Origin of the sequence: Streptomyces durmitorensis, from assembly GCF_023498005.1 — a bacterium.
In the GTDB taxonomy this organism is placed as follows: Bacteria; Actinomycetota; Actinomycetes; order Streptomycetales; family Streptomycetaceae; genus Streptomyces; species Streptomyces durmitorensis.
Map to the genome: position 1 here is coordinate 5,235,445 of NZ_CP097289.1, position 15,990 is coordinate 5,251,434.

The window sequence follows — 15,990 nt, forward strand, 5'->3', positions numbered from 1 at the left end:
GACAATGGCTGCATGGACGCGATCGACCCCTTGGAGCAGGCGCTGCACGCCGCTCGTGCACTTGTCCTCGCCGACCTGGTGACCCGCGAGGTCGCCCAGGCCGAGGTCGTCTCGCTGGTCGAGGAGTCGGTGGCGCACCGCCGCTGGTGGGTCGAGCAGTGGCCCGAGGGCGTCGAGTACGTCGCGGGTCTCGTCGCCCAGGATGTCCAGGACGCGCTCCTGGAGCGCTACGGCCGCTGGCCGCTGTGCCCGGTCTGCGGCACGGGTGATCCGCATGCCCTGGACGTGGAGCCGGAGTTGGGCCCCGACCCGCACTGGGTGTGCGGCAAGGCGGGCGTGGTCGTGGCGCCGGTGGGCGGCCTGACGTGACAGTCTTCATTGACCCGCCGACCTGGCCGGGCCACGGCCGCATGTGGTCGCATCTGGTCAGCGACGTCTCGTACGAGGAACTGCACGCGTTCGCCGCGGGCATCGGCGCCCCGGCGCGTGCCTTCGAGCGCGACCACTACGACCTGCCCTCGCACCGCTACGACGACGCGGTGCGCGCGGGCGCGGTCGAGATCGGCTCCAAGGAGCTGGTGCGCAGGCTGACGGACGCGGGGCTGCGGAGGCCCAAGGGCAGGCCCGCCTAGGGCGAGTCGAGCCTAGGGTGGCCCGCATGATCACGGTTCACCTGAAGTACGAGATCGATCCCGACCGCATCGACGACTTCGAGGAGTACGGCCGCCGCTGGGTCGTCCTCGTCAACCGCTTCGGCGGCGACCACCACGGCTACTTCCTGCCCAGCGAGGGCGACAGCGACATCGCGTACGCCCTCTTCTCCTTCCCGAGCTTCGCCGCGTACGAGCAGTACCGCACCGACAGCGCGACCGACCCCGAGTGCCAGGAGGCCTTCGACCTCGCGCGCCGGACGGGGTGCATCCGGCGCTACGAGCGGCGGTTCCTACGGCCCCTGGAGTGAAGGCTCCTGGCGCGTGGCTTCGGCTGAAGAGGTCGTGACCACGCGGCTCGGTGTCCTGCGGTGCAGGCGCAGGGAGACGGTGACCGCCGCGATCGCGATCGCCGTCATGGCCGCGCCCGCCCATGCCGTGGAGGCGTAGCCCAGCTTGAGGTCGATCACCGTGCCGCCGAGCCAGGGGCCGCCGGTGTTGCCCAGGTTGAACGCGGCCGTCGTGGTCGCGCCCGCGAGGGTGGGGGCGGCGCCCGCGACGTTGAACATGCGGGCGTTGAGGGCCGGGGCGGTGTAGAAGGCGGAGACGCCGAGGAGGAACGAGAGGGAGATCGCCACGGCCGCCGTGCCGGAGAAGAGGGCGAGGGCGACGAGGAAGACCGTCGAGGCCACGATGCCGCTCAGCAGGACGCCGAAGAGGTGCGCGTCCGCGATGCGGCCGCCGATCGCCGTGCCGAGGAGCGCGCCCGCGCCGAAGAGGCCGAGGACGGTCGGGACCCAGCCCTTGTCGAGGCCCGCGACGTCCGTCAGGAGCGGGGAGAGGTACGAGAACGCGCAGAAGACGCCGCCCGCGGCGAGCGCGGTGATCGCGATGGAGAGCCAGACCTGGCGGTCGCGGTAGATGGCGAGCTCTTGCTTCAGGCGGGGCTTCTCGGCGGGGAGGGGGATGCGGGGGATGAGGGTGAGTACGCCGACGAGGGCGATGGCGGAGGCGGCACCGACCGCCCAGAAGGCGGACCGCCAGCCGAAGTTGTCGCCGAGGAACGCGCCTGCGGGTACGCCGAGGACGTTTGCGATGGAGAGTCCGCCGATCATCACGGCCATGGCGCGGGCGCGCTGGTTGACCGGCACCATCGCGATGGCGACGGCCGCGCCGACGGCCCAGAACCCGGCGCAGGCGAACGCGCTGATGACGCGGGACGCGAAGAGGATCTCGTAGGTGGGCGCGAGGGCACCGGCGACCTGGCCCAGGCCGAAGACGGTGATGAGGGTGATGAGGGTCGTGCGGCGGGGGAGGCGGAGGGTCGCCACGGCGAGGAGGGGGGCGCCGACGACCATGCCGATGGCGAAGGCGGAGATGAGGAGGCCGGCGCGGGGGATGGAGACGTCCATGTCGTCCGCGATGGGGGGCAGGAGCCCCGAGAGCATGAACTCGCTCGTGCCGAGGGCGAAGACGGCGAGGCCGAGGATGTAGACGGCTACGGGCATGCGGGTCCGTGGCCTGGGGGCCTTGGGGGTAGGGGCCTTTGGGTCAGGGGCCTTTGGGTCAGGTGTCGGCATAACGTGGTGAACGTTGGGGGTGGGGGTGGCATTCCTGGTCCGGTGGTGCGGGGGTGCCGGGTGCGGTGCGGGTCCGTCTGTGGGTGCGGGGCCGAGCCGGTATGTCCGTCCTCGCTATCGTCCGGTGGCCGTGGGGTTGCTTCGGTGGGGGAGCGCCGCGAGCCGTGCTCCGGGCGGACATACCGGCACGTCCCCTCCCGAGCGTCGCCGACTGCGGGGTCACGGGGGGCGGGCGGGAAAGCAGGTTCGTCCAGGGTCGGATGCGGGGCAATCGGGCGGGTGGGTGGGAAAGGCCTGTTCGGCAAGGGGGGGCGGCGGTTCAGGCTCGGCGGAGGTACGCCTGGAGGTTTTCGCGGTCCGAGGCGCGGACGTAACCCGCCCGGAGGGCCACCTGCTGGGAGGCCGTGTTCTCGGGCTCGACGACGGCCAGGAGGGACCTCACCCCGGGACGGGCCAGAGCCACGGCGGAGAGGGAATCCAGCGCCTCCGAGGCATAGCCGTACCCCCGCGCGCCGACCGCCAGGTCATAGCCGACCTCCGCCACCCCCTCCTCGTCCGGCGGCCCATGGAACCCCATCCCGCCGACGGCGACCTCGTCCTCCGCGCGGACCAGCGCGAACATCCCCCACTCGGGCCGGTGCACCCCGGACGCGTACGCCTTCGTCACCATCTCCGCGGCCGTCCGCGTCCCGTCGAAGGGCCCGCCCTCGATCCACGTCAGACCACCCGTGCCGCCCGCGGCGAGATCGGCCGCCGCGGCGGGGGACACCTCCCGCAGGACGATCCGCCCCGCCGGAATCTCCAGGGAGTTGTGCCAGCGCCAGCCCTCCAGCTTCGGGCGCCCCGCCAGCGTGCCGCGGCCCGTGGCCCAGAGCAGCGTCGCCCACTGCTCCCCGGGCGCCCGCGCGGGCGTGACCTCGGGGAAGATCCAGGCGAGCACCGCCTCGCAGAGCGCGGCAGGCGGCTGTGCGTCGACGCCGAGCGCCTGCGCGATGTCGTACGTGTGGAGCAGCACCTCCGCGACGCCCATCGCCGCGAAGCCCACCGCGTCCGCGCTGCCGGAGGGGTAGGGGTGGTAGCCCCTGACCCCGGACGGAGTGGTCCGCAGCACCGCCGAGAGCAGGCCGCCGGTCGACTCGATGACGCTGATCGCGTCCTTGGGGCCCGAGCCCTCGTCGAAGGAGATCTCGAAGGGGACCCAGCCGTCCGTCGCCCGTCCCGTCAACTGCCCGGCGTACGAGACGAGATCGCACGCGATGTGCTCGGCCGTCTCCAGGCAGCTCCAGTCGAGACCGCCCGCCTTGGCGCTCCAGTCGAGCCCCGCCGCCGTACGCAGCACCTTCGCCGCGTGTGCCACGGCCTCGTCGAGCTGGTCCCCACCCATGGAAAGCATGGGCCGAGCGTACGGGAGCGTCAGGCGCTGAGCAGGTCCATTTCCGTCGCCAGGTTCGCGCGCGCGGGGCCCTCCCACTCGGCCGCGCCATGCGGGGTGCGGAACAGCTTCGGCAGCGCGAGGAGTTGGCGGAGCACCGCCGCCCGGCCCGCGCGGAAGTCCTCGTCCGGCACGAAGGCGTACTCCTCGCGGACGGCGGCGGCGTACGCGGCGTACGCGTCCGGGGCCGCGGCCAGGATCGCCAGGTCGGCGTCGCACAGGGCCTCGCCGTTGTGGTCTCCGTCGGCGGGGTCGTGGGTGAGGGTGAGACGGACCAGGCGGGCCACCTCGGCCGTGGCCTCGGGCGTCAACCCGGCCTCGTGGAGGGCGCGTTCGGCGAGACGGGCGCTGCGCTCCTCGTTCTCGGAGCGGTCCGGCGCGTACACCGCGTCGTGGAACCAGGCCGCGAGCCGCACGAGATCGGCGTCGTCCGCGTGCTCCTCCAGTACGTCGATGTGGTCGAGGACCGCCGCCAGGTGGGCGGTGGTGTGGTACCGCCGCTGCGGCTCGGCCCAGCGTGCGAGCAGGTTGTCCGCGTAGGGCGCGGGGTCGGGGGCGCCGTCGCTCGCGCGGAGCAGGGTCGCGTGCCAGCGGGCGCGGAGTTCCTTGTCGTCGTCGTTGTCGTTGTGGTTGTCGGCCATGGGGGGACTCTAAGGGCTCATATACCCCCTGGGGGTGTTCGGTCGTGGCGCCCCGTTGCCATGAGGGCGGCGGCACGATTGGCTGCCGACATGACGACCACGAGGACTGACGAGACGCACGACCCCGAGCGCCCGGGGCGCCTCCTGCGCACCGAACGCGACGCCCTGATACCGCTGTTGAGGGAAGCCGACGACTCCGCGTACGACATCAGGACCTGTTGTCCCGGCTGGACGGTGCGGCATGTGCTCGCGCACTGCGGCTCCGCGCTGATGCGGGTGGTCGAGAACCGCTTCGAGGAGGGTGTGTACTCGCCGGAGTCCAACGACCGCGACATCGCCGAGCGTGCCGACTGGTCCAACTCCCGTGTGGTGGACGAGCTGGAGCGGGGGATGACGGAGGCGGGCGCGATCATGGCCCGCGCGAAGGGGCGCATGGACGGGATCGCGCTCGGCGAGTGGGTGCACGCGGGGGATGTCCGCGCGGCGTGGGGGAAGCCGGGGGCCTATGGGGGTGCGGGGCTTCCTGATGCGTTGCGGCTGCTCTCGGAGCGCAGCAGGGTGGTGAAGGCGGTGCCGCTGCACGCGGACATCGACGGCCGCGACGAACCGCTGCTCCTGGGCACGCACGACGGCACCAGCCCCCCGGCCCGCTACATCGGCGACGCCCCGACCCTGATACGTCTCTACACGGGACGCCCGCTGACGGGGACACGCTATGAACTGGCGGGCGCGAGGGAGAGCGAACTGTCCACGATCTTCAGTTGAGTTGAGTTGAGCTGAGCTGAGCCTGAGCATCCTGGGCGGGGGCCCGATCCGCCCCCGCCGAGGCCTAGTGCCCGTGCTCGCCGGACTCGGAGGCGCCGTCGTGCTCCGACGCGGCTTCGCCCGCGCTGCCCGCCGTCACGGTGAACGCCGCCGTTCGCACCTTGCCCTCGTGCTTGAAGTCCAGGAACAGGCGGTACGAACCGGGGCTCGGGGCCGTCGCCGCGAAGGAGACTCCGGGGCCCGGCTTGGTCCTGCCGTCGCCCGGTTCGCCGGTGGGGTGCACGTGGAGGTAGGCCAGGTCGCCGGAGCGCAGGGCCACCAGGTGGCCGTACGAGCCGAGGTAGGGCTGGAGGTCGGTGACCGGCTTGCCGTTCTTCGCCACGTTCAGGGTCAGGTCGGCGGACTTCCCCGGCTTCAGCTCGCCGTCGAGGCTCACCTCGTAGCCGTCGACCGAAGCCTTCGTGTTGTGCTCGGGAAGGCCCTTCGGCTCGTACTTCCCCGCCACCGCGAGGTCCGCGCCCAGCGTCAGGCCCTCCTTCGCGCCCTCGGGCTTGAAGTCGGCGAAGACGCGGTAGCCGCCCGCCTCCGGGAGCTCGACCGGCGTCGACCAGGTGCCGTCCGCCGCGCGGGTCGGGTGCAGGTGGCGGTAGGTCGTCAGGTCGCGTGAGGCGACGATGAGGTGCAGCTCCTTGTCGTGTTCCGTCTCGTACGCCGTGACGTTCTTGCCCCGGCCGTCCTTGCCCGCGCCGTCCTTGACCACCGCGAACCGCAGCTCCTCGCGCTTGTCGGCGTCGACGCGTGAGGTCTTCAGGTCGAGCGTGTAGCCGCGCTCGGAGATCTGCAGGCCGCCGGGCACGGCATCCGCGTGGCCCGCGCCGGCGTCCGTACCGCCGCCCCCTGGCTCCTCCTTCTCGCCCGTGTGCCCGCCGTGCTCGCTCGCGGGCTTCTTCTCCGCGGTCACGGGGTCGACGCCCTGGCCCACGCCGTACGCGGTGCCGAAGGTCGCGGCGACGGCTGCGGCGAAGGCGGTGATCTTCAGTCCGGTGTTCATGACGACTCCCATGAGGCGAAGGGGTGAGGCGAAGGGGCGAGTGAGGTGACCGGTGCGAGCGGTCTCTCCTTACGCCTCCGAAGATACCCCCCTAGGGTATGAAGTCAAGCCCGGGATTCCTCTTGCGTTCAGTACCCCCCAGGGGTATATATGGATCTCGAAGGCGGTACCCACCCCAGGTATCCGACCTGGCCAAGGCCCCAGGAGGCGCTCATGTCCGCGTACACCACCACCTACAAGGTCGACGGCGTCCACAGCGCGCACTGCAGGGGAGTCGTCAGCGACGTACTCGGTGCGCTCGACGGAGTGACGGGCGTGCACATCCCCGCGGACGGCACCGGCCGCGTCACCGTCACCAGCGCCGCCGAGCCCGACGACGCACGGATCGCGGAGACCGTCGAGGACGCCGGATACGACTACGCCGGCCGCGTCTGACCCGCCCGCACCCCCTCCGCAAGCCCGCCCACGACACGAGGAGCCCGCAGCCATGTCCACCACACCCGGCACCCCCGAGGTGGCGTCCACCGCCGAAGTCGAGCTCGCCATCGGTGGCATGACCTGCGCCTCGTGCGCCGCCCGCATCGAGAAGAAGCTCAACCGCATGGACGGCGTCGAGGCGACCGTCAACTACGCCACCGAGAAGGCCAAGGTCAGCTACCGCGGCCAGGACATCGCCGTACAGGACCTGATCGCCACCGTCGAGGCCACCGGCTACACCGCGCAGGAGCCCGCCCCGGCCGGCACCGAGGAGTCGGACCCGGGCGACGACGAGCGGCGGGCCGACGACGAACTGCGGCCCCTGCGCGAGCGGTTGATCACGGCGGTCCTGCTCTCCGTGCCCGTCGTCGCGATGGCGATGATCCCGGCCCTCCAGTTCGAGTACTGGCAGTGGCTCTCGCTGACCCTCGCGGCGCCGGTCGTGACGTACGCGGCCTGGCCCTTCCACAAGGCCGCTTTCACGAACGCGCGGCACGGCGCGGCGACGATGGACACGCTGATCTCGGTCGGCACTTCGGCCGCGTTCATCTGGTCGCTGTGGGCGCTGTTCTTCGGCACGGCCGGTACGCCCGGCATGACGCACCCCTTCGAGCTGACCATCTCCCGCTCGGACGGCGCGGGGAACATCTACCTGGAGGCCGCGGCGGGCGTCACCGCCTTCATCCTGGCCGGGCGGTACTTCGAGGCCCGCTCCAAGCGCAAGGCGGGCGCCGCCCTGAAGGCGCTGCTCCAGCTGGGCGCCAAGGACGTCACGGTCCTGCGCGACGGTGGGCGTGAAGAGACCATCCCCGTAAGCGACTTGAAGACCGGCGACCGCTTCCTCGTCCGCCCCGGCGAGAAGATCGCCACCGACGGCAAGGTCGTCGAGGGCGCGTCCGCCGTCGACGCCTCCATGCTCACCGGCGAGTCCGTGCCGGTCGAGGTCGCCAAGGGCGACGCGGTCACCGGAGCCACCCTGAACGTGGGCGGACGCCTCGTCGTCGAAGCCACCCGCGTCGGCGCCGACACCCAACTGGCCAGGATGGCCAAGCTCGTCGAGGACGCGCAGAACGGCAAGGCGGCGGCCCAGCGCCTGGCCGACAAGATCTCGGCCGTCTTCGTGCCGGTCGTCATCGCGCTGGCCGTCGCCACCCTCGGCTTCTGGCTCGGTAACGGCTCCGGTCTGACGGCGGCCTTCACCGCCGCGGTCGCCGTGCTGATCATCGCCTGCCCCTGCGCCCTGGGTCTCGCGACACCGACCGCCCTCATGGTCGGCACCGGACGCGGCGCCCAGCTCGGCATCCTGATCAAGGGCCCGGAGGTCCTGGAGACGACCCGCAAGGTCGACACGATCGTCCTGGACAAGACCGGCACCGTCACCACCGGCAAGATGACGCTGCTCGCCACGCACGTCGCGGACGGCACCACCGAGGACGAAGTCCTGCGCCTGGCAGGGGCGTTGGAGCACTCCTCGGAGCACCCCATCGCCCAGGCGGTGGCCACCGGCGCGGCCGCACAGGTCGGCACGCTGCCCGTCCCCGAGGACTTCGCGAACGTGGCGGGCCTGGGTGTGCAGGGCATCGTCGAGGGCCACGCGGTGCTCGTCGGCCGCGAGGCTCTGCTCAAGGAGTGGGCGATCGGGCTCCCCGTGGAGCTGGAGCGGGCGAAGGCCGAGGCCGAGGCGGCCGGGCGTACGGCGATCGCGGTCGCCTGGGACGGCGAGGCCCGCGCGGTCCTGGAGGTGGCGGACGCGGTCAAGGACACGAGCCCGGAAGCCATCCGCCGCCTCCGCGCTCTCGGCCTCACGCCCATCCTCCTGACCGGCGACAACAAGGCGGTCGCGGCATCGGTGGCCGCCGAGGTCGGCATCGCTCCGCAGGACGTGATCGCGGAGGTCATGCCGCAGGACAAGGTGGACGTCGTCAAGCGCCTCCAGGCGGAGGGCCGCAGCGTGGCCATGGTCGGCGACGGCGTGAACGACGCGGCGGCCCTCGCCCAGGCCGACCTGGGTCTGGCGATGGGCACGGGCACGGACGCTGCGATCGAGGCGGGCGACCTGACCCTCGTACGAGGAGACCTGCGGGCCGCGGCGGACGCCATCCGCCTCTCCCGCCGCACCCTCGGCACGATCAAGTCGAACCTGTTCTGGGCCTTCGCCTACAACGTGGGCGCACTGCCACTGGCCGCCGCGGGCCTCCTGAACCCGATGATCGCGGGCGCCGCGATGGCCTTCTCCTCGGTCTTCGTGGTCGGCAACAGCCTGCGCCTGAGGGGGTTCAAGCCGCTGAGCTGAACGCCGAGGGGGCACTTGCCCGAACCTGCGGCAAGGTCGGCGTGTACATGTCTCTACGATCACCCCGGTGCGCTTGGGTCGCGCCGGGGTGATCTGCGCGTAGGCTGGGTAATTGGACTAGACCTATGTGCGGCGGCTTCGGAGACTTCTGCGATGCCCGCCCCCGCGGACCCGGACCCGAAGGAAGACATCCATGAGCAAGCGTGCAGTCCTGGAGGTGATCGCCCTCGACGCCGAGGACGCCGTCGCCGCCCAGGCCGGAGGCGCGGACCGCCTCGAGCTGGTCACCGACATGGCCGCGGACGGCCTGACCCCGTCCCGCGAGACCTTCGCCGAGATCCGCGCCGCCGTGGACATCTCCCTGCGCGTGATGCTGCGCCTGGCGGACGGTTTCGCGGCGGGCGACGTGGCCGAGCTCGTACGCCGTGCGCGCGAGCTCAGGAGCGAGGGCGCCGACGAGTTCGTACTCGGCTTCCTCGACGAGACGGGCGGCCCCGACCTGCCCGCGGTCGAGGCGGTGGTGGGCGCGCTCGACGGCTGCCGCTGGACGTTCCACCGGGCCATCGACCGGACCCCCGACCGCGACGCCCTGCGCAAGCAGCTCGCGGACCTGCCGGGACTCGACACCTACCTCACCGCGGGCGCGGCGGCGGGCGTGGACGAGGGCCTGCCCACGCTGCTCGCCGAGGCGGCACGGTCCGGCGAACCGGGCTACGAGCAGCAGATCCTGGTCGGCGGCGGCCTGCGCCTCGACCACCTCCCGCAGCTCTTGGCCGCCGGGGTCGACGCCTTCCACATCGGCGGGGCCTCGCGGCCCAACGGCTGGACGGCACCGGTCTGCGCCGAGGCCGTCGCCCGGTGGCGGGCAGCGGTGGACGCCTGATCCCATACCGCGGGCCGCTTGATCGTATTCTCCGCGGGACGGGATACAACTGGGCCTACGGGGAGAGAACTTCATGCCGACACCAGCAGACAAGGCGCGTCCCGCCGAGCGGATGCTCGCGGCCGGGGCGTTGCCCGTGGCCGCGACGCTGCTCACCGGGACGGTGGCGCTCTACATCACGCTCGTCGCGTTCGGGAACATCACCGATTTCGACTCCAACCAACAGTTCGTGCGCCATGTCCTGGCGATGGACACCACCTTCAAGGACGACGACCTGATGTGGCGCGCGGTGAGATCCACCGCGCTCCAGGACGCCGCGTACGTCGGGATCATCGTCTGGGAGACCCTGGCCGCGCTGGTCCTCCTCACGGCGACAGCCCTGTGGGCCGGTGCCCTGCGCCGCCCCCAGGGACTGCGCCGGGCCCAACGGGCGGGCACCATAGGCCTGTTGATGCTCCTCGTCCTGTTCGGGGCGGGGTTCATCGGGATCGGCGGCGAATGGTTCGCCATGTGGCAGTCGGAGGACTGGAACGGCTTGGACGCGGCCACGCGGGTCGTGACGCTCGCGGGCATCGTGCTCGTCGTCACGCACCTGCCGTCCGCCGGCGCCCCGGCGGACGGCTCCAAGGGAAGCGAGTGAACCGCCCCGCTCTCGCCTAGCGGGCGAGCTGCTCGGGAAGCGCGGCCGAGTGCACGACGGTGAGCCCCGAGACGGCACGGGTCAGGGCGACGTACAGCCGCCTGAGCCCGGTCCGCTCGTCGGGCTCGCCGTCCACGACGGCCGCAGGCTCGTCGAGTACGACATAGTCGTACTCAAGTCCCTTGGCGAGGGAGGCGGGCACGAGGGTGAGCCGGGTGTCGGGGGTGGTCTCCTCACCGGGCGAGAGGTACGTCATCCCGGCGGCGTCCAGTGCTTCGGCGAGCGCGGGTACGCGCGCGTCGGCGGCGATGAGCCCGATGGACCCCTCCTGCCGCAGCGACTCGACGCAGGCTTCGAGGGCAGCGGCGTCGAGGTCGTCCACGGGCCGCACCACGAGTGAACCCGCCGACTCACGCACGGACTTCACCTCGGCGAGGCCGGGCGCGATGGAGGGAAGCAGCCGGGAGGCGAACGCGATCACTTCCCGGGGCACACGGAACCCCGCGGTGAGCTCCTCCACCACGGCATCGCCCTTCCCCAGATGGTCGAGGGCCTGCTCCCAACTGCGGGTGGCCCACGGGGTGGTGCCCTGCGCGAGGTCGCCGAGGACGGTGGCGGATCCGGTGGTGCAGCGGCGCCCGACGGCGCGGTACTGCATCGGGGAAAGATCCTGCGCCTCGTCCAGGACGACATGCCCGAGCGAATGGGTCCGGGCCACGAGATCGCTGGCCTCGTCGATCAACACGGCATCGGCGGCGGACCACTTGACGGCCTTCAGGCTCCGCGCGGGCTTGGCCCAGAGGATGAGCTTCTGCTCGTCGGCGTCGAGGATCCCCTCCGCGTGCACGGCGAGGAACTCGGCATCGGAGAGCAGCCGCAGCACGAGCTTGGCGGGATCGACGGGCGGCCACACGGCCTTGACGGCGGCCTTCACGGCGGGGTTGCGGGCGACGGCATCCTGTACGCGGTCGTCCGGTGCCTCGCCGGCCTGTTCCATGCGGACGAGCACGGCGTGGGCGATGCGCTGGGGCAGGGCGTCGCGGGCGGCGCCGTACCGAATGTCGCGAGCGAGCAACTCCCCGACGATCTCTTCGAGTTCGTAGGCGGGAACGCGCCAACGCCGGGACCCACGCACCACTACGACGGGCTCGCCGGGCATGCTCACATGGGACCGCAGGGCTCTGCGCAGAACGTCGGCCATGCGGGCGTCGCCCTTGATGACGGCGGCGGGCGCGTCGTCCGTCCCCCGTACGTCGACGTGGGCGACGAGGTCGTCGACCGTCGCCTGCTTGACCTCCAACTCACCTAGAGCGGGCAGGACTTGCTCGATGTAGTGCAGGAAGGACTTGTTGGGCCCGATGACCAGGGTCCCGGTCCGGGCGAGGCGCTCGCGGTGGGCGTAGAGCAGATAGGCGACACGGTGTAGGCCGACGGCGGTCTTCCCGGTGCCGGGCCCGCCCTGAACGCAGACGGACCCCCCGAGCCCGCTCCGGACGATCTCGTCCTGCTCGGGCTGGATGGTGGCGACGATGTCGCGCATGGGTCCGACGCGGGGCCGCTCGATCTCCTGCTGGAGCAGCTTGCTGGTCTGCTCCTTCTCGTCGGCGTCGCTGAGGTGTTCGTCCTCGTACGCGGTGAGGTCACCGCCGGTGTATCCGAACCGCCGCCGCAGGCCGATGTCCATCGGGGCCTTCTTGGAGGCGCGGTAGAAGGGCTGCGAGACGGGGGCGCGCCAGTCGATGACCATGGGGTCGCCGTCGGCGTCGTGGACGTGCCGCCGCCCGATGTAGAACTGCTCTCCCTCGGCGCCTTCGGCCTGGTCGGCGCCGGGGGCGTGGAGATAGTCGAGCCGCCCGAAGAAGAGGGGGGTGTGGGACAGGTCGGCGAGGGACTTGATCCGGTCGTCGATCTGGCTCTGCAGGACGGCGGCGTTGACCCAGTTCGCGGTGACGTCGCGGATGTCGAGCGCCTCGGCGTCCTCGCGCATGGCTCTCAGGGCCGAGCGGGACGCGGAGAGGTGGTTCCGCTCTCGGGAGAGCGGGTCGGGGTGGGCGTGCACGGGGTGCCTCCGGCGGGGTGCGGGGTCTGGGGCCGGCCGGTTGCCGTCCGGTCGGCGCGGGCGCGTTGCACGCGGGCAGACCGGGCATTTTATGCCCCCCTGCATGGCGGGGCCACCGAATTCCCCCCGGGGGGGGCGGGCCTCTCCCACCCACCCACCCGTCACCCCGCATCCGCCCCTCGCCGAACATGCTTTCCCGCCCACCCACCCGTTACCCGGTAGTCGGCGACGCTCGTGAGGGGGCGTGCCGGTATGTCTGCCCGGAGCACGGTTCGCGGCGCTCCAGCGGCGAAGTAGCTGCGCGGCCACCGGACGATAGCGAGGACGGACATACCGGCGCGGCCCCGCCCGCAAGACGGACCAGCCCCGCAGTGCGAGTGCACCCGCAGTCGGCGGCGCTCGTGAGGGGGCGTGCCGGTATGTCTGCCCGGAGCACGGTTCGCGGCGCTCCAGTAGCGAAGTAGCTACGCGGCCACCGGACGATAGCGAGGACGGACATACCGGCGCGGCCCCGCCCGCAAGACGGACCAGCCCCGCAGTGCGAGTGCACCCGCAGTCGGCGGCGCTCGTGAGGGGGCGTGCCGGTATGTCTGCCCGGAGCACGGTTCGCGGCGCTCCAGCGGCGAAGTAGCTACGCGGCCACCGGACGATAGCGAGGACGGACATACCGGCGCGGCCCCGCCCCCCCCGCAGACGGAGCCGTTCCGCGGGGTGAGATCTACTAGGGTCGCCGCCGTGAAGGCACCCACTGTGAGCAACTGGTCACGTTACGCAAAGGCCCCCGCGCCAGCAGCCGCCCTGCTCGCAGTCTCCCTCGCCGCCCTCGCCACCCTCTGCGTAGCCCAACGCATCCCCATGGCCGACACCCTCGTCTACCGAGCCGAAGGCGCCGCCGTCGTCAGTGGGAGCGATCTCTACGGGTTCACCGTCACCGAGTGGGACCTCCCGGCCACCTACCCGCCCTTCGCCGCCATCCTCTTCGTACCCACCACCTGGCTCCCCCTCCCCGCCCTCAAGCTCACCTTCCTCATCGGCAACGTCGTCCTCCTCGCCCTCCTCGTCCACCTCTCCTGCCGCCTCGCCGATCTCCCCACTCGTCTCATCCCGCTCTTCACCGCCCTCGCCCTCTGGTTCGAGCCCGTCTTCCAGACCCTCCTCTTCGGGCAGATCAACCTCGCCCTCGCCTGCCTGATCCTCTGGGACCTCACCAGAGCACCCGGCGCCGTCGGCAAGGGCTTCGCGATCGGTGTCGCCGCCGGGATCAAGCTCACCCCGGCCGTCTTCATCGCGTACCTCTTCCTCACCCGGCGCGTACGCGAAGGGCTCACCGCCACCGCCGCCCTCACCGGCACCCTCGCGCTCGGCGCGCTCGTGCTCCCCGCCGCCAGCCTCGACTTCTGGACCCACCGGATCTTCGAGACGGGCCGCGTCGGCAAGGCGTGGATCGTCGACAATCAGTCGCTGCAAGGGCTCGTCGCCCGCCTCGCCCACGACCCGCACCCGGGGCTCCTCTGGGCCGTCCCGGCCGCCCTCACCGCCGCCGCAGGCCTGTGGCTGGCAAGCCGCCGCACCACCAGCGAAGCCCGCGGCGTCCTCCTGACGGCCGCCACCGCGCTCCTCGTCTCGCCCATCAGCTGGTCCCACCACTGGGTCTGGTGCGTCCCGCTCCTGGCCCTGCTCATGGCAGAGGGCCGCCCCCGCCTGACCGCGGCGGTGGCGACCCTCTTCACGGCCCGCACCCTGTGGCTCGTCCCGCACCAGGGCGACCTGGACCTACGACTCCCTCACTGGCAACAGCCCTTGGCGTCGCCCTACACCCTGCTGGCCCTCGTGATCATGGCCGCACTCAGTTGTCGGCAAGCAGCTCGTCCGCGTCCACGATCCGGTACGCGTACCCCTGCTCCGCAAGGAACCGCTGCCGATGCGCCGCGAAGTCCTGGTCGATGGTGTCCCGGGCCACGACGGAGTAGAAGCGGGCCTCATGACCGTCGGCCTTCGGACGCAGCACACGACCGAGCCGCTGTGCCTCCTCCTGCCGGGAGCCGAACGTCCCGGACACCTGGATCGCGACCGTAGCCTCGGGCAGGTCGATCGAGAAGTTCGCGACCTTCGAGACGACGAGGACGGAGATCTCGCCCTCCCGGAACGCGCCGAACAGCTTCTCGCGCTGCGCGTTCGTCGTCTCGCCCTTGATGACGGGCGCGTCCAGGTGCTCGCCCAGCTCGTCCAGCTGGTCGATGTACTGCCCGATGACCAGGGTCTGTTCGCCCGCGTGCTTCTTGACCAGCGCCTCCGTCACCTTCCGCTTCGTGGCGGTCGTGGCGCAGAAGCGGTACTTCTCCTCGGCCTCGGCCGTCGCGTACGCGAGGCGCTCCGAGTCCGTCAGATTGACCCGCACCTCGACGCAGTCGGCGGGCGCGATGTACCCCTGCGCCTCGATCTCCTTCCACGGAGCGTCGAACCGCTTGGGCCCGATGAGGGAGAAGACGTCGGACTCCCGGCCGTCCTCCCTCACCAGCGTCGCCGTCAGGCCGAGCCGCCGCCTGGCCTGGAGGTCGGCGGTGAACTTGAAGACGGGGGCGGGGAGCAGGTGCACCTCGTCGTAGATGACAAGGCCCCAGTCCCGGGAGTCGAAGAGCTCCAGGTGCGGATAGACACCCTTCCGCTTCGTCGTCAGGACCTGGTACGTGGCGATGGTGACGGGCCGGATCTCCTTGCGGGTCCCGCTGTACTCGCCGATCTCTTCCTCGGTCAGCGAGGTCCGCTTGATCAGCTCGTGCTTCCACTGCCTGGCGGAGACCGTGTTGGTCACCAGGATCAGCGTGGTCGCCTTGGCCTCGGCCATCGCACCGGCGCCCACCAGCGTCTTGCCGGCGCCACAGGGCAGCACGACCACACCGCTGCCGCCGTGCCAGAACCCCTCGACCGCCTGCTTCTGATACGGCCGCAGCGCCCAGCCGTCCTCCGCGAGCTCGATGCGGTGCGCCTCGCCGTCGACGTACCCGGCGAGGTCCTCGGCGGGCCAGCCCAGCTTCAGGAGGGTCTGCTTGACCTGCCCGCGCTCGGAGGGGTGGACGACGACGGTGTCCGCGTCCACCCGCTCACCGACGAGCGGCTGCACCTTCTTGGAGCGGAGGATCTCCTCCAGGACCGGACGGTCGGTGGTGGTCAGGACGAGGCCGTGCGTGGGGTGCTTCGAGAGGGTGAGCCTGCCGTAGCGCGCCATCGTCTCGGCGATGTCCACGAGCAGCGCGTGCGGCACGGGATAGCGGGAGAACTCCACCAGGGCGTCCACGACCTGCTCCGCGTCGTGCCCGGCGGCACGGGCGTTCCACAGGCCGAGCGGCGTCACGCGGTAGGTGTGGATGTGCTCGGGAGCACGCTCCAGCTCCGCGAAGGGCGCGATGACTCGGCGGCAGGCGTCGGCCTGCTCGTGGTCGACCTCGAGCAGGAGAGTCTTGTCCGACTGGACGATCAGGGGACCATTCACGCGCGCACCCTTTCGGTAAGCCAAACGTC

The 15,990-nt window shown here is 71.6% G+C and carries 14 protein-coding genes and 1 pseudogene; 9 read left to right on the forward strand and 6 right to left on the reverse strand.

Annotated features, from left to right (window positions below):
- The first annotated feature begins 12 nt into the window (after window positions 1-12).
- From M4V62_RS23590 to M4V62_RS23600, 3 genes are read left to right on the forward strand one after another with little or no spacing between them, the layout of a single operon-like run.
- Window positions 13-369: a hypothetical protein gene (locus tag M4V62_RS23590; RefSeq protein WP_249589216.1), complete on the forward strand. Its 357-nt coding sequence runs from the start codon at window positions 13-15 to the stop codon at window positions 367-369.
- Window positions 366-632 carry a DUF4031 domain-containing protein gene (locus tag M4V62_RS23595; RefSeq protein ID WP_249589217.1) on the forward strand — a complete coding sequence of 89 codons (267 nt, stop codon included), beginning with the start codon at window positions 366-368 and terminating at the stop codon, window positions 630-632. Before M4V62_RS23590 ends, M4V62_RS23595 begins: the two co-directional genes overlap by 4 nt.
- 26 nt (window positions 633-658) lie before the next feature.
- The gene (locus M4V62_RS23600; RefSeq protein ID WP_249589218.1) at window positions 659-961 is read left to right on the forward strand and encodes an NIPSNAP family protein; all 303 of its coding nucleotides are present in this window, start codon (window positions 659-661) and stop codon (window positions 959-961) included.
- Here the strand turns inward: M4V62_RS23600 and M4V62_RS23605 are convergent.
- From M4V62_RS23605 to M4V62_RS23615, 3 genes are all read right to left on the reverse strand, one after another.
- A complete protein-coding gene (locus M4V62_RS23605; protein ID WP_249589219.1) occupies window positions 944-2,158 on the reverse strand; it encodes a Cmx/CmrA family chloramphenicol efflux MFS transporter in 1,215 nt (404 codons plus the stop codon). The genes M4V62_RS23600 and M4V62_RS23605 overlap by 18 nt on opposite strands.
- 391 nt (window positions 2,159-2,549) lie before the next feature.
- Window positions 2,550-3,614, reverse strand: coding sequence for a GNAT family N-acetyltransferase (locus tag M4V62_RS23610; protein ID WP_425575282.1), 1,065 nt, complete (start codon window positions 3,612-3,614; stop codon window positions 2,550-2,552).
- 29 nt (window positions 3,615-3,643) lie between these two features.
- Window positions 3,644-4,303 carry an HD domain-containing protein gene (locus tag M4V62_RS23615; protein ID WP_249589221.1) on the reverse strand — a complete coding sequence of 220 codons (660 nt, stop codon included), beginning with the start codon at window positions 4,301-4,303 and terminating at the stop codon, window positions 3,644-3,646.
- 90 nt (window positions 4,304-4,393) lie between these two features.
- Here M4V62_RS23615 and M4V62_RS23620 point away from each other — a divergent pair, with 90 nt between their 5' ends.
- Window positions 4,394-5,068, forward strand: a complete 675-nt coding sequence (locus M4V62_RS23620; RefSeq protein ID WP_249589222.1) for a maleylpyruvate isomerase family mycothiol-dependent enzyme — start codon at window positions 4,394-4,396, stop codon at window positions 5,066-5,068.
- A gap of 64 nt (window positions 5,069-5,132) precedes the next feature.
- On the opposite strand, the gene M4V62_RS23625 is transcribed toward M4V62_RS23620, so the two are convergent.
- Window positions 5,133-6,119, reverse strand: a complete 987-nt coding sequence (locus M4V62_RS23625) for a hypothetical protein (protein WP_249589223.1) — start codon at window positions 6,117-6,119, stop codon at window positions 5,133-5,135.
- Between the two features lie 213 nt (window positions 6,120-6,332).
- Between M4V62_RS23625 and M4V62_RS23630 the strand changes: the two genes are divergently transcribed.
- From M4V62_RS23630 to M4V62_RS23645, 4 genes are all read left to right on the forward strand, one after another.
- Entirely contained in the window at window positions 6,333-6,554 is a 222-nt protein-coding gene (locus M4V62_RS23630) for a heavy-metal-associated domain-containing protein (protein ID WP_249589224.1), read from the forward strand.
- Between the two features lie 52 nt (window positions 6,555-6,606).
- Window positions 6,607-8,889 carry a heavy metal translocating P-type ATPase gene (locus M4V62_RS23635; RefSeq protein ID WP_249589225.1) on the forward strand — a complete coding sequence of 761 codons (2,283 nt, stop codon included), beginning with the start codon at window positions 6,607-6,609 and terminating at the stop codon, window positions 8,887-8,889.
- A gap of 193 nt (window positions 8,890-9,082) precedes the next feature.
- The gene (locus M4V62_RS23640) at window positions 9,083-9,772 is read left to right on the forward strand and encodes a copper homeostasis protein CutC (RefSeq protein WP_249589226.1); all 690 of its coding nucleotides are present in this window, start codon (window positions 9,083-9,085) and stop codon (window positions 9,770-9,772) included.
- 73 nt (window positions 9,773-9,845) lie between these two features.
- Window positions 9,846-10,412, forward strand: coding sequence for a DUF2165 domain-containing protein (locus M4V62_RS23645; protein WP_425575279.1), 567 nt, complete (start codon window positions 9,846-9,848; stop codon window positions 10,410-10,412).
- 16 nt (window positions 10,413-10,428) lie between these two features.
- On the opposite strand, the gene M4V62_RS23650 is transcribed toward M4V62_RS23645, so the two are convergent.
- Window positions 10,429-12,576 (reverse strand): HelD family protein, encoded by a 2,148-nt coding sequence (locus M4V62_RS23650; protein ID WP_425575280.1) that lies wholly within the window; start codon window positions 12,574-12,576, stop codon window positions 10,429-10,431.
- Window positions 12,577-13,206: 630 nt separating this feature from the next.
- Here M4V62_RS23650 and M4V62_RS23655 point away from each other — a divergent pair.
- Window positions 13,207-14,412, forward strand: a pseudogene (locus M4V62_RS23655) (glycosyltransferase 87 family protein); the annotation flags it as partial.
- On the opposite strand, the gene M4V62_RS23660 reads toward M4V62_RS23655, so the two are convergent.
- Window positions 14,318-15,961, reverse strand: coding sequence for a DNA repair helicase XPB (locus tag M4V62_RS23660; protein WP_249589228.1), 1,644 nt, complete (start codon window positions 15,959-15,961; stop codon window positions 14,318-14,320). The pseudogene M4V62_RS23655 and the gene M4V62_RS23660 sit on opposite strands and share 95 nt — an antisense overlap.
- Window positions 15,962-15,990 lie beyond the last annotated feature (29 nt).

Bases quoted from the DNA above. Each gene is read 5' to 3' on its own strand.
- M4V62_RS23590 (WP_249589216.1), top strand. From the start codon at position 13: ATGGACGCGATCGACCCCTTGGAGCAGGCGCTGCACGCCGCTCGTGCA.
- M4V62_RS23600 (WP_249589218.1), top strand. From the start codon at position 659: ATGATCACGGTTCACCTGAAGTACGAGATCGATCCCGACCGCATCGAC.
- M4V62_RS23605 (WP_249589219.1), bottom strand. From the start codon at position 2,158: ATGCCCGTAGCCGTCTACATCCTCGGCCTCGCCGTCTTCGCCCTCGGC.
- M4V62_RS23610 (WP_425575282.1), bottom strand. From the start codon at position 3,614: ATGGGTGGGGACCAGCTCGACGAGGCCGTGGCACACGCGGCGAAGGTG.
- M4V62_RS23615 (WP_249589221.1), bottom strand. From the start codon at position 4,303: ATGGCCGACAACCACAACGACAACGACGACGACAAGGAACTCCGCGCC.
- M4V62_RS23620 (WP_249589222.1), top strand. From the start codon at position 4,394: ATGACGACCACGAGGACTGACGAGACGCACGACCCCGAGCGCCCGGGG.
- M4V62_RS23625 (WP_249589223.1), bottom strand. From the start codon at position 6,119: ATGAACACCGGACTGAAGATCACCGCCTTCGCCGCAGCCGTCGCCGCG.
- M4V62_RS23630 (WP_249589224.1), top strand. From the start codon at position 6,333: ATGTCCGCGTACACCACCACCTACAAGGTCGACGGCGTCCACAGCGCG.
- M4V62_RS23635 (WP_249589225.1), top strand. From the start codon at position 6,607: ATGTCCACCACACCCGGCACCCCCGAGGTGGCGTCCACCGCCGAAGTC.
- M4V62_RS23640 (WP_249589226.1), top strand. From the start codon at position 9,083: ATGAGCAAGCGTGCAGTCCTGGAGGTGATCGCCCTCGACGCCGAGGAC.
- M4V62_RS23645 (WP_425575279.1), top strand. From the start codon at position 9,846: ATGCCGACACCAGCAGACAAGGCGCGTCCCGCCGAGCGGATGCTCGCG.
- M4V62_RS23650 (WP_425575280.1), bottom strand. From the start codon at position 12,576: ATGCAGGGGGGCATAAAATGCCCGGTCTGCCCGCGTGCAACGCGCCCG.